Below are 11,255 nucleotides of genomic sequence, written 5' to 3' on the forward strand. Positions count from 1 at the left end.
CACTCAGCTCTGATTCCGGGTACTAGGTGCGGCGGCCTCGATGAGGATCTTAGCTCTTAGCGTGATAGGGGCAGTCTGAGCTTTGGCGCCAATTCGTAGCGACAAATACGCCATAACTCAGGATCAGGCAGCAGCAACATGCCTCGATGCTGAGGGGTAGCGGTCCCCGGAGTTCTGCAGATATGGGCGCAGCGAGCGCCAAGTCTGCCTATGTTCCGGAAAATCTCGGAGGATCTCTCTAGCGCACGATCTCGCGGGCGGCTGCAGAACCAATCGAGGATAATAGATGACGAAGTTCATCGGCGGGGAGCGCTCGGGCTCGCTTAGAACGTCTGGTGCCCTGGCTAAAGAGCGCTCCTGATGAACCCTCATCGAAGAATATGTGACACGGCGGCATGAGCAAGTCGCTGCGGCGTCTTCCGAAAGTTGCGAGGTCCTGCAGAACGGCCGCACCGCCTGCCTGGAGGATCACCTAAGACGGTCTAGCGGCTGCTGTTGCCAAGTCCGCCTGCTTCACCCGATCGTTTTCGGTTCGGCTTGCCGTCCGTCAGGTCCTCCCTGTGCGCGTCTGATAATCCGGCCTTCAGCCATCATCTAGCTCGCTCATAGCGTCATCCATGTCTGACTGGGTATCGCTTATGACCTGGGTAGCGACGGCAACCAGAGCTTTTTCGAAGGCCCGCTGCAACAATGCTGCGTGCGAGTTGTCGCCGCCGTTCGCGGCGTTATCGGTGTTTGTGCCAGCGTCTGGCGCCGTTGCTGCGATATCGGCTGCGCCTGTGTCCATGTCATAAAACTCAGATAGCGGCGGTGCCGCGAGATGACCTATTCCTTTCGTGCTAGCAGGGGCAGCTTGCAAGAAGCTGAAGAGTGAGGCCGGATTGATGCCGCGATTCGTGCCCCGAGTGATCTCAGGTGGTCCGGTGTTTGGAGGTTTGTGCGAAGAACTGTGCTGGTTCTAACAACCGGTATGTTGAAGGTATTTAGGGGGGCCGGTCATACCCAGACTATCCTGATCCGCAACGCGCTTACCTTCATCTCGACGACATGGATCGCCTCGCGGTCCTTTCTGGCGGAGCTTCAGAAGACCCAGGTTGGGGCGGTCCCGCCTGCAATGGCCGGGCATGCGAGGGGCCGGCGTGCGGCGGCTCATCCTGAAAAAGGGGCGGTGCGCGATGGTCCTGCATGCGATGTCCCCGCTTGAGGCTCACCGTGCCGTGGCTCGGCTTCCGATGGGCCGACATCCAGAGTCTGCCATATCACATCTTGATCGAAGCCGGGATGTTCCTCGATCGCCTGAGCTATGGCCTGCGGCGAGAGATGCTGCTGGCCGTTGTCCGGCTCTGGCGCAGCGACGGCCGCAGGCGCGGCATATACATTATCCTGCCAACCCGAGTCTGGCCCAAGGGGATGCGCTAAATCTGGGTAAGGCGGATAGAGGTGTCCTGTCTCCAAGTATGGAGAGTAGGGATGGCCCGCGTCGAGATAGGGTGAATAAGCCTCGCCCTGCAGCACTGGATGGGCGACTCCCTGCGCCGAAGCGGGAGCCTCTGAACCGCTGAGCTGCCGCTCGAACTCGGTTGCATCTGTAGCCGTCCGTGCTGTGTCGGGCTCCGGGCTCGTATTCGCCGGGGCGACTGCATTGAAATCCACCCTGTCTCTCCTTCCAACTGATGACGCGCATTGAGCTATGCGAAGCCTCAGCTAGCTCGGAAGCGCGCGTGCGGAGGCCCACATTGATCTTTAATGCCTCGCACTGCGTGAAGGCAGCGCTACCCAATTTCCCTCGAGCATCCGGTCTCTTATCCATCTATCGGGCTGCCTCAAGCAGGGCAGCCGTCAAGACCTCGCAGGCTCATGCTGGGGGCTTTAGCTTTCGAAAAGCTGACGATCGGATGCGACTTCAGTCGGAGCGGTCTTGCATCTTCGACCATCACTTCTGGCCTGGACCGGCTTCGCGCACAGCGCCCCCATGAAGCGGCGTTTCGGGAGAAGCTTCCGGCCGCCCGTCCCGGAAGACCGTGCTCGAGGAGCCGCGAAACAACATCAAAACCGACTCGTGTTGTGACCTCTCGGCGGCGGGACTGCGCCGGGCCTGCGCTTCCGCCACAAGGCCCTTGAGGGTCTGGTCCACCAGCGCAACAAATCTGGGTGGGCCAGAAGCAAGGATGAGGCCCTCTCCCGGGGCAGGTTTCACGATATAGCGCTCATCCGAGATGTTGAGCGCGTCGAGCGCGGCCTTGAGCGCATCGAAGCTGATTGGGTTCAATACAATGAGCCGGCTTTGCGCCTCTTGGGCGGCGGAGATGTAAAGGACAAGTCCGTCATAGTACCACTGGAGATTGTACAAAGCAGTCAAACGGTCAAGGAATTCTCGTGGCGGCAGGTCCGGCATTCGTCCACGAATCCGGCCCCTGACGTCGGCGCTGACATTGACCCTGATATTGAGATTGTTTCCGAACTCCTGCAGCGCCGCAGCAAGATCCTGATCGAGAACGGTGTAGCTATAAGGGGCGGGCGGCAGCGAAAGGGATGCAGCAGACGTGCGCAAAATTCCGACACAGATGAGAACACCGGCACAAAAAATTCTTTTTAAGATATGTACCACCGTGGACCGCGCGAGCATTCCTTGACGCCTTCCGCTCATTATGAAGTTAGAGTTTCGCCGCAGCTTGGAAGCCAAACGTGATCATTAGATGACCAAGTCAACCTGATCTCCGTCAGGTTTTCGTCAGCTCGGCAGCCTATGAACTTGATCGGTTCATCGGCTAAAGCTTAGGTCATCAAACCAGCACAATGACACACTCCATGTTGTTAGGCGCAACGCCGATCCCTCCCAGTTCAGCCGGTTGTCTTTCCGGTGCCTGCTCTCCGGCAGCTGCTGGCGAGCAGGCGCGTTTCGAGCAGTCCCTGGCGCAAGTAGCTCCCAATCAGGGGTCTGCTTTCCCGACCGCGAATCCACCCGCAGCGACTCCTCCGATATTGGAGGTCCAGCGCACGAATGTGCTGGCAAGTCCGCCGGGCGACCGAATCCTCCAAACCCTTTCCGGCATCTACCAGGGTCGAGCCGTTTCTCCGGCGATTGCGCCGGCTGTCGTAAATGGGGTGCAGCCTGGGCCGGCTGCGCAGCCACTTTTGCCGGCGGATAACGCCGGAGCCAATGCGGCTGTTAAGCCGGTTGGAGCTGATTTCGAATCGATGATGACGAATCTGCGAGACGTCTACAAAGACGTTGTTCAGGTTTCCCTCGTCTCCAAGGGCACCAGCGCCGTCAGCTCGTCGCTAAACAAGCTGCTATCGGCCGGCTGAGTAAGCTGATGACTGGCGATATGAAGAGGGGGAGCTCCGGCGGCCGTCAATCGTGGCGACGGCTTCGCGTGTTTCTTGCTATGCCCCTTCTCCTCTCGCTGATCGGCTGTAAGACCGATCTCTACACCAAAATTCAGGAGCGCGAGGCTAATGAGATGCTCGCGCTTCTCCTTGGCAAGGGCGTTGATGCTGTCCGTGTTGTCGCCAAGGACGGAACCAGCACAATCCAGGTCGAGGAAAAGCAGCTCGCTTATTCGATTGACCTGCTCAATGTTGAGGGGCTGCCGCGCCAATCCTTCAAGAATCTCGGCGAGGTGTTCAAGGGATCGGGCCTCGTTGCCTCGCCGATCGAGGAGCGGGCACGATACGTTTATGCTCTAAGCGAAGAATTGTCGCGCACGATCAGCGATATAGATGGCGTCCTTTCAGCACGCGTTCACGTCGTTCTGCCGAAGAACGACTTGTTGCGGCAAGGTGCGACCCCATCCTCGGCATCGGTCTTCATTCGACATGGCTCCAGCGCGAGGCTTTCGGCACTATTGCCGCAGATCAAGATGCTCGTCGCAAACAGCATTGAAGGGCTGTCCTATGACAAGGTCGCCGTTGTCTTCGTGCCGGTCGAGCGCGCTCCAGTCGAGCAGTCTGCCGGTCCGGGAGTCCCTGTGGCTCAGTCAGCAAGAGCCGGCTCATCGCCGTTACTTGCGCTTGCTGTAGGAAGCGCCGGAGCGGTATTCGGCATCGTCGCTTGCGTATTGCTGGGCCCGCGCATGCGTCAGTTTGGAAAATCATCGCGTAAGCTGAGCGTGTTCGGTAGGGGCTCGCGCCTGTCTGCTGACCAAGCGGCGGGCAAGATGATTGCTGATGCGTCATAGTCTGGACGCTCATGCCGCCATCAATGTCAACCACAGCCACAAAAACCAATCGCTCGTTCACGCTCGCAGCCGATCGGCTGCGCGAGCTTGCTGCCTCGGCCGATCCCGGTCGTTTCGCCGGGCTTCTTGACCCGCTGCTTTCACCTTCCACTTTGGCTCGGCTACAGCAGAGTGCCAGGCTACAGCCAAGGCTCGCCGAACTGCTTTTGGGCAGCAAGGGGGAGGTGAGCTGCGGCGACTGGAGCGAAGATGCTCTCCTGGGGCATGATCCGCGGCGGGCTGCGCTGCTCGCGGGCGGCATTTGGCATGCACGCTCCATCCTCAAGCTGTTCTCCAGGCACGATCTGCCTGTGTTGGTGGAGTTGATCGGTGCCGAGGCGCATGCTTTCGCAGTCCGGCATTTATCCTGCGCCGTCGCAACGGCCCCGATCGCCGATCCAGAGCAATTGTCCCGACAGATCGAATATGACGGGCATGCTTGTCTCGGCGCTTGGCTCGAAGAGACTTCATCGCTTGCTCGTATCCGCGTGCTTCTACGCTTGCCCGCTGGGACGGCCGCCGAGAGCTCAACTGCCGAGCACCGTAGCGCAGCAGGCCCGCTGCTTTCCCTCGTCATGGCTCATTTGCGCACTGAGGATGCTGGGGCATGACGGCCGATGCCCTCGCACCACCCGCGGCCCCGAAGATTCGGGCTCTTGGACCGCTGATCCCAGCTGCGCAGCTTGAGATCTGGCACGATGCCATACAGGCGCTGGCCGCTGCCGAGCGGCATCTGCAGCGGGTTCGAGGGTGGGCACGCCTGGCTTATGAGCGGGAACGTGCGCAGGGCCGCGCCGAGGGTGCAAAGGCTGGCGCAGAGGAAATGGCCCGGCTGATTGCGCAGGCGACTTGTGAACTGGCCCAACGCAAGGCGGTTCTGGAGCGGGAATTGCCGCAACTGGTCTTTGAGATCGTTCGCGATCTGCTTGGCGCATTTGATTCGGGCAAGATGCTGGTCCAGTGCGTTCGTCATGCCATCGAGCAAAGATATAAAAACACGGAGGTCTGCCTTCACGTATCCCCACTGAAAGCCGACCTGCTAGCCAGTGAGTTCAAGGATTATGACGGACTTGAGGGCCGGCCGAAGCTCAGGATTGAGGCGGATCCGGCGCTGAGCGCGGACCAATGTGTTTTATGGAGCGAGTTCGGCAACGTCGATCTTGGGCTTGCCGCGCAGCTGCGCGCGCTGCGCCTCGGCTTTGGCTTGACGGAGGAAGCTGAATCGTGACCGTGCAACGACCGACCCATCATGCCGCGGCCGCAGAAGGAACCGTAAAGGCCGCACTCTCATCCTTAAGATCTTCCGCCAAGCACATCGATACACGCGCTGTCCGCGGCCGGATCACGCGGGCCGTGGGCACGCTGCTGCACGCCGTCTTGCCGGAGGCCAGGGTCGGAGAACTGTGCTTATTGCAGGATCCTCGCAGCGGATGGTCGCTCGAGGCCGAGGTAATCGGTCTGTTGCCGGATGGGGTGTTACTCACGCCCATCGGGGACATGGTGGGGCTGTCCAATCGCGCAGAGGTGGTGACGACCGGGCGAATGCAGGAAGTGGCTGCCGGCCCCGATTTGCTCGGCCGCGTGATCGACAGTTTTGGCCGGCCGCTCGACGGCAAGGGCCCTATAAAAGCCGGCGAAGCCAGACCGCTGCGCGGCAGGGCGCCTAATCCGATGAAACGGCGCGCGATTGAACAGCCGTTCCCGCTCGGCGTCCGTGTCCTGGATGGTCTTCTCACATGCGGAGAAGGTCAGCGGATCGGAATTTATGGTGATGCCGGTTGCGGCAAGTCGACGCTGATGTCGCAAATCGTAAGAGGCGCAGCGGCCGACGTCACTATCGTTGCGCTGATCGGCGAGCGCGGTCGAGAGGTGCGTGAATTCATCGAACGTCATCTTGGCGAAGCCCTTCACCGTTCCGTCGTTGTGGTGGAGACTTCCGACCGTTCGGCGATGGAGCGGGCCCAATGCGCCCACATGGCGACAGCGCTAGCCGAATATTTTCGTGATCAGGGCCTTCGCGTCGTTCTGATGATGGATTCTTTGACGCGCTTTAGCCGCGCCATGCGTGAAATCGGACTTGCCGCAGGAGAACCGCCGACCCGGCGCGGATTTCCGCCATCCGTATTTGCACTGTTGCCGGGCTTGTTGGAGCGCGCCGGCATGGGCGAGCATGGCTCCATTACGGCCTTCTATACTGTGCTTGTCGAAGGTGACGGCACGGGTGATCCGATAGCGGAAGAATCACGCGGCATCCTCGATGGCCACATTATTCTCTCCCGCGCGTTGGCCTCCCGGGAGCATTTTCCGGCGATCGACGTGTTGTCGAGCCGCAGCCGCGTCATGGATGCGATCGTGTCCGTGCCGCATCGCAAGGCGGCATCCTTTTTCCGTGATCTGCTGTCACGGTACGCTGAGGCCGAGTTCCTGATCAAGGTCGGTGAATACAAACAAGGCTCTGATCCGCTGACCGATCGGGCGATCGCCTCGATCGAGCAACTGCGGGCCTTTCTGCGCCAGGGGCAGGGTGAGGCGTGCAGCTTTGAGGAGACGATCGCATGGATATCGCGTCTGACCGCCTAAGTCCCGTTCACGCCTCGAAGCTGCGGCTCGTAAAGGACATGCGGGAGCGAAGCGCCATTCGTGAATTGTCTAACATGGAAGCCAAGCGCCACCTTGCGATCCAAGCTGTCCAACGAGCTTTCGAGCATCTTACACATGCCGAAGAGCGCCGGGCAAAGCTCGAGGCAGAGCTCTATCGGGAGATGCTAGCAGCCGATGCGATGTCTGTTTGCGAGCTGCAGCGGCGCTATCATCTCATCATCGGCCGGCTCACAGACGAGATTGCAGCGGCGCAGCAGGTTCTTGAAAATGCCCGTGCTGCTCAGGCGCAAGCTGAGACTGCGGTTCTTGAGGCGAGGGCCGTTTGGGCCAGGCGTTCAGCGGCGAGCCAGAAATGGCGTGAGATTGATCAAGACGTTCGGCGCACCACGAGTGCTCATTTCGAAGCCGCCGCCGAAATCGAAGCTGATGATGAAGTCTTGCTCCGCTACCGGCGCGGCCCGTCAGGGCAGACGGGAGGTGAGCCAGCATGATTGCAGATCCTCTCACGCGCGAGCTCGGGGCCTGCGGCGCGGAAGCCGCACCGGCCTCGGACCGGCCGGCTGAGCGCGCAGCCTTCATGCCGTCGCTGATCCTGTCGCACGCAGTGGCCTCGTGGCTTAACGAGATCACAGCGTTGCGTGCGCCTCTACAAGGCCTCCTCGGCGAGAAGCCGCTATCTGTGCGCGTGAGCCGGACCGTCTGGCAGGCGGAGCCGGCTGCGGCACCGATGCTCGACTGCGTCTTCGAAGTAGAAGGTGAAACCTTGATCCTGTCCTTGCCGGGTAAGCTTGCGGAAGCGCTGGTTCGGACCGTGCAGAATGGGCTTACCTTACCTTCTGAGCCGGCGCGTTCGCTGGTCCTGGAACTTGCGCTTGAACCCTTGCTTGCTGCGCTGGAAAGAATGACGCAGCGGAATCTGCAGCTTGTTCGCACCGAGGAAGCGCGGAGTACGCAGCCTTATCTTGAATTTGACGTCGCCTATGGTGAGCTCGCCAGCAAGGCTCGGCTGCTTCTATTCTCTCCGTTCGACGGTCCGGTGCCTCCGGCTTTCACCGTCCTCGGCGAGCTGCTCGGCCGATTACCGCGACAGGCGGCCAGGCTGCTTTCCGAACTCCCGGTCATCGTTGCAGGCCATATCGGCTCGCTCCGCGTCGCGATCGGCGTTCTTCGCCAAGCAGAGCAAGGCGATGCGCTGCTCCCGGACACAATTCCACTCGCGCGAGGCCAAATTGTTCTCGTTGCAGACCGATTGTGGGCCCCTGCAGAGATTGGCGGCGACAGGCTGGTGCTGCGAGGACCATTCCGCTTGCGATCCCACCCTCTAAAAAGTGAAGATGTGATGCCCCAAAACCAGATGCAACAGCAGCCCCCGTCAGAGGCGGATATCGACAGCATCGAGATCACACTCGTATTCGAATGTGGCCGCTGGCCGATGCCGTTGGGAACCTTGCGAACCATCAACGAAGGCCACGTGTTCGAACTTGGCCGGCATCTTGACGGGCCGGTCGATATCGTTGCGAACGGCCAACGTATCGGCCGAGGCGACATCGTGCGGATCGGCGAGGAGCTCGCCGTCAGGTTACGCGGCAGGTTGGCGCTTAATGACTGAAATTCAACCCAGCATCCTGGCGCTTCTTGCAATAACGGTCGGCCTTGGTCTCCTGGCCTTTGCTGTCGTCACAACTACAGCCTTTATCAAGGTCTCGGTTGTTCTCTTCCTCGTGCGCAATGCGCTAGGAACTCAATCGATACCGCCGAACATCGTCCTTTACGGAGCGGCACTCATCCTGACCGTCTTCATCAGCGCTCCAGTCTTCGAGCAGACCTATAACCGCCTTACCGATCCGCAACTTCGCTACCAGAGTTTCGATGACTGGGTGATGGCCGCCAAGGAGGGACAGGAGCCGCTGCGTGTTCATTTGAAGAAATTCACCAATGAAGAGCAGCGCCGCTTCTTCCTGTCATCCACCGAACATGTCTGGTCGGAGGAGATGCGCGGCAGCGTAACGGCAGATGATTTCTCAATTCTTGTGCCGTCGTTCTTGATTTCCGAACTCAAGCGGGGCTTCGAAATCGGTTTTCTTCTCTATCTTCCCTTCATCACGATCGATCTGATTGTCACCACGATTTTGATGGCCATGGGTATGTCGATGGTATCCCCCACAGTGATATCTGTCCCCTTCAAGCTCTTTCTGTTCGTCACTATCGACGGCTGGTCACGTCTCATGCACGGGCTAGTACTAAGCTACACCACGCCAGGAGGTTGACCATGAACGAAGCCAGCATCCTTACGCACCTCAGTCAATCGCTCGTGCTCTTCATGATCTGGGTTCTGCCGCCGTTGCTCGCAGCTCTGATCTCCGGACTGATCATTGGCCTTATCCAGGCGGCAACTCAGCTCCAGGACCAAACCCTGCCACTGACGGTCAAGCTTCTGGTTGTCGTCGCCGTGCTCGCCGGTTTTTCCCCGGTTCTCAGCGCCCCGCTGATCGACCAGGCCGAGCGCATCTTCAGCGAGTTTCCGGCACTCACCGCAAGATACTAGCAGAGCTTGGATGGCTGGCCTGTCACCCGCAGAGGCGCAAGTTCTCGTTCAGGGCTCGATCGAATTCGTCGCCGCAACCGGCCTGAGTGCGGCCCGCGCCCTAGGCATCATGCTGGTGCTTCCTGTCTTCACCCGGCCGCGTATCAGCGGCCTCATTCGGGGAAGCCTGACGATTGCGATTGGCCTGCCTTGCCTTGCTCAGATCAAGCTCGGTCTGCAGGCCTTGGACCCGAACACGCGCTTGGTTAGCGTTACCATGCTTGGCGTGAAGGAGGTGTTCGTCGGTCTGATGCTCGGCATCCTGCTCAGTATTCCACTATGGAGCATACAGGCAGTCGGCGACATCATCGATACCCAACGAGGAATTTCAAGCCAAGTTGCGGGGGAGGATCCCGCGACGCACAGCCAAGCGACTGGAACCGGGCTCTTTCTCGGTGTTACGGCGGTTACGATCTTCGTTCTGGTCGGCGGGCTGCAGACCATGGTGAGCGGCCTTTATGGCAGCTACCTAGTGTGGCCTGTCTATCAGTTTTTGCCTGCCTTGACAGTGCAAGGGGCAATGGAGTGTCTTGCCCTTCTCGATCGTATCATGATGACGACCTTGTTGGTCGCCGGGCCGGTTCTGGCCCTGCTGTTGCTGGTGGATATCTCGGTCATGATGCTCGGCCGTTTTGCATCTCAGCTCAAGATGAACGATCTCTCTCCGATGATCAAGAATGTTGCATTCGGGGTCATTATGGTCAGCTACACCGTCTATCTGCTCGAATATGCCGGTTCTGAAATCCTGACCTCGAACGACATGCTCGATCATCTGAGGAAGCTGTTGAAATGAGCTCTACGAGTGAGGAGAAAAAGCTTCCTCCGACGCCCAAGAAGCTGCGCGATGCGCGCAAGAAGGGGCAGAGCGCGCGCAGCTCCGATCTAGTGAGCGGCGTCAGCGCCTGTGCCGGTTTCGGCTGTCTGTGGTGGCGAGCGGGTGCCATTGAGGACAAGTGGCAGGAGACGGTCCGGCTGGTCGATAAACTGCAGGAGCAGCCGTTCACAAGCGCGGTGCCACAAGCGCTCAGCGGCTTGCTAGAACTTTCGATTGCCACTGTCGCTCCGTTGCTCGCCGCTGCCGTGACAGCAGCTCTTCTGGCCAATGTCCTGGCCAATGGCGGCTTTATGTTTGCTTCGGAGCCGCTCAAGCCGAAGCTCGAGAAACTCGATCCCATCAAAGGCTTGAAGCGTATCGTCTCGAAACGTTCGGCCATCGAGCTTGGCAAGACCCTGGCTAAAGTGGTTTTGCTTGGTGCGATCTTCTTTTTAACCGTGACCGCGAGCTGGAAAGCGCTGGTGTACCTGCCAGTCTGCGGCATGGGCTGTTTTGGTTTCGTCTTCACCGAGGTTAAACTGCTGATTGGCATTGCCGCTGGAGCTTTTCTGGTCGGCGGATTGGCTGACCTTCTAATCCAGCGTTGGTTGTTTATGCAGGACATGCGCATGACGGAAACGGAGGCCAAGCGGGAGAACAAGGAACAGCAAGGCAATCCGCAGGTGAAGCGCGAGCACCGGCGGCTGCGGCAAGAGTCGGCAAACGAGGCTCCACTCGGCATCAGCCGGGCCACGTTGATATTGCGGGGACCGGCAACGTTGATTGGTCTGCGCTATGTTCGCGGCGAGACCGGTGTGCCGGTGTTGGTCTGCCGTGGCGAGGGTGAAGCTGCTTCACAGCTGCTTGGTGAGGCGCGCGCGCTTCGCCTCAACATTGTGGAGGACAATGTTCTGGCGCGTCAGCTGCTCGGCAAGGCAAGGCTCGGCAACCCGGTGCCTTCGCAGTATTTCGAGTCAGTCGCAAAAGCGCTCTATGCGGCGGGGCTAGTCTAGGGTCCAGACTCAATTGAGCCAAT

14 protein-coding genes are annotated in these 11,255 nt (G+C 59.6%); 12 read left to right on the plus strand and 2 right to left on the minus strand.

What is annotated here, in order from left to right:
• Window positions 1-583 precede the first annotated feature (583 nt).
• Complete coding sequence (locus tag IC50_RS37215) at window positions 584-787, minus strand: hypothetical protein (protein WP_011084616.1); 204 nt, start codon at window positions 785-787, stop codon at window positions 584-586.
• 413 nt (window positions 788-1,200) lie between these two features.
• On the opposite strand from IC50_RS37215, the gene IC50_RS42260 reads away from it, so the two are divergent.
• Complete coding sequence (locus IC50_RS42260; protein WP_162131544.1) at window positions 1,201-1,419, plus strand: hypothetical protein; 219 nt, start codon at window positions 1,201-1,203, stop codon at window positions 1,417-1,419.
• A 514-nt stretch (window positions 1,420-1,933) separates the two neighbouring features.
• On the opposite strand, the gene IC50_RS37230 is transcribed toward IC50_RS42260, so the two are convergent.
• On the minus strand, window positions 1,934-2,626 hold the full coding sequence (locus IC50_RS37230) for a secretin N-terminal domain-containing protein (protein ID WP_020608155.1): 693 nt from the start codon (window positions 2,624-2,626) through the stop codon (window positions 1,934-1,936).
• Between the two features lie 182 nt (window positions 2,627-2,808).
• On the opposite strand from IC50_RS37230, the gene IC50_RS40860 reads away from it, so the two are divergent.
• From IC50_RS40860 to IC50_RS37285, 11 genes are read left to right on the plus strand one after another with little or no spacing between them, the layout of a single operon-like run.
• Window positions 2,809-3,309, plus strand: coding sequence for a nodulation protein NolB (locus tag IC50_RS40860; RefSeq protein WP_026312858.1), 501 nt, complete (start codon window positions 2,809-2,811; stop codon window positions 3,307-3,309).
• 8 nt (window positions 3,310-3,317) lie between these two features.
• Window positions 3,318-4,181, plus strand: coding sequence for a type III secretion system inner membrane ring lipoprotein SctJ (gene sctJ / locus IC50_RS37240; protein WP_011084621.1), 864 nt, complete (start codon window positions 3,318-3,320; stop codon window positions 4,179-4,181).
• An 11-nt stretch (window positions 4,182-4,192) separates the two neighbouring features.
• Entirely contained in the window at window positions 4,193-4,831 is a 639-nt protein-coding gene (locus IC50_RS37245) for a nodulation protein (RefSeq protein ID WP_011084622.1), read from the plus strand.
• Entirely contained in the window at window positions 4,828-5,448 is a 621-nt protein-coding gene (gene sctL / locus IC50_RS37250; RefSeq protein WP_011084623.1) for a type III secretion system stator protein SctL, read from the plus strand. The genes IC50_RS37245 and sctL overlap by 4 nt, the downstream gene beginning before the upstream one ends.
• Window positions 5,445-6,800: a type III secretion system ATPase SctN gene (sctN, locus tag IC50_RS37255; protein WP_011084624.1), complete on the plus strand. Its 1,356-nt coding sequence runs from the start codon at window positions 5,445-5,447 to the stop codon at window positions 6,798-6,800. The genes sctL and sctN overlap by 4 nt, the downstream gene beginning before the upstream one ends.
• Window positions 6,776-7,312: a hypothetical protein gene (locus IC50_RS37260; RefSeq protein ID WP_011084625.1), complete on the plus strand. Its 537-nt coding sequence runs from the start codon at window positions 6,776-6,778 to the stop codon at window positions 7,310-7,312. Before sctN ends, IC50_RS37260 begins: the two co-directional genes overlap by 25 nt.
• Window positions 7,309-8,430 (plus strand): type III secretion system cytoplasmic ring protein SctQ, encoded by a 1,122-nt coding sequence (gene sctQ, locus IC50_RS37265; protein WP_011084626.1) that lies wholly within the window; start codon window positions 7,309-7,311, stop codon window positions 8,428-8,430. Before IC50_RS37260 ends, sctQ begins: the two co-directional genes overlap by 4 nt.
• Window positions 8,423-9,088: a type III secretion system export apparatus subunit SctR gene (sctR, locus tag IC50_RS37270; RefSeq protein WP_011084627.1), complete on the plus strand. Its 666-nt coding sequence runs from the start codon at window positions 8,423-8,425 to the stop codon at window positions 9,086-9,088. Before sctQ ends, sctR begins: the two co-directional genes overlap by 8 nt.
• 2 nt (window positions 9,089-9,090) lie before the next feature.
• Window positions 9,091-9,366 (plus strand): EscS/YscS/HrcS family type III secretion system export apparatus protein, encoded by a 276-nt coding sequence (locus IC50_RS37275; protein WP_011084628.1) that lies wholly within the window; start codon window positions 9,091-9,093, stop codon window positions 9,364-9,366.
• Window positions 9,367-9,376: 10 nt separating this feature from the next.
• Entirely contained in the window at window positions 9,377-10,198 is an 822-nt protein-coding gene (gene sctT, locus IC50_RS37280) for a type III secretion system export apparatus subunit SctT (RefSeq protein WP_011084629.1), read from the plus strand.
• Entirely contained in the window at window positions 10,195-11,232 is a 1,038-nt protein-coding gene (locus IC50_RS37285; RefSeq protein ID WP_011084630.1) for an EscU/YscU/HrcU family type III secretion system export apparatus switch protein, read from the plus strand. Before sctT ends, IC50_RS37285 begins: the two co-directional genes overlap by 4 nt.
• Window positions 11,233-11,255: the final 23 nt, after the last annotated feature.

The sequence above is a fragment of the Bradyrhizobium genomosp. I (2014) genome (genome assembly GCF_000261685.1).
GTDB lineage: Bacteria > Pseudomonadota > Alphaproteobacteria > Rhizobiales > Xanthobacteraceae > Bradyrhizobium.

Coding starts and splice junctions, on each gene's coding strand:
- IC50_RS37215 (WP_011084616.1), bottom strand. CDS start 787: ATGGACACAGGCGCAGCCGATATCGCAGCAACGGCGCCAGACGCTGGC.
- IC50_RS37230 (WP_020608155.1), bottom strand. CDS start 2,626: ATGCTCGCGCGGTCCACGGTGGTACATATCTTAAAAAGAATTTTTTGT.
- IC50_RS40860 (WP_026312858.1), top strand. CDS start 2,809: ATGTTGTTAGGCGCAACGCCGATCCCTCCCAGTTCAGCCGGTTGTCTT.
- sctJ (WP_011084621.1), top strand. CDS start 3,318: ATGACTGGCGATATGAAGAGGGGGAGCTCCGGCGGCCGTCAATCGTGG.
- IC50_RS37245 (WP_011084622.1), top strand. CDS start 4,193: ATGCCGCCATCAATGTCAACCACAGCCACAAAAACCAATCGCTCGTTC.
- sctL (WP_011084623.1), top strand. CDS start 4,828: ATGACGGCCGATGCCCTCGCACCACCCGCGGCCCCGAAGATTCGGGCT.
- IC50_RS37260 (WP_011084625.1), top strand. CDS start 6,776: ATGGATATCGCGTCTGACCGCCTAAGTCCCGTTCACGCCTCGAAGCTG.
- sctQ (WP_011084626.1), top strand. CDS start 7,309: ATGATTGCAGATCCTCTCACGCGCGAGCTCGGGGCCTGCGGCGCGGAA.
- sctR (WP_011084627.1), top strand. CDS start 8,423: ATGACTGAAATTCAACCCAGCATCCTGGCGCTTCTTGCAATAACGGTC.
- IC50_RS37275 (WP_011084628.1), top strand. CDS start 9,091: ATGAACGAAGCCAGCATCCTTACGCACCTCAGTCAATCGCTCGTGCTC.
- sctT (WP_011084629.1), top strand. CDS start 9,377: ATGGCTGGCCTGTCACCCGCAGAGGCGCAAGTTCTCGTTCAGGGCTCG.
- IC50_RS37285 (WP_011084630.1), top strand. CDS start 10,195: ATGAGCTCTACGAGTGAGGAGAAAAAGCTTCCTCCGACGCCCAAGAAG.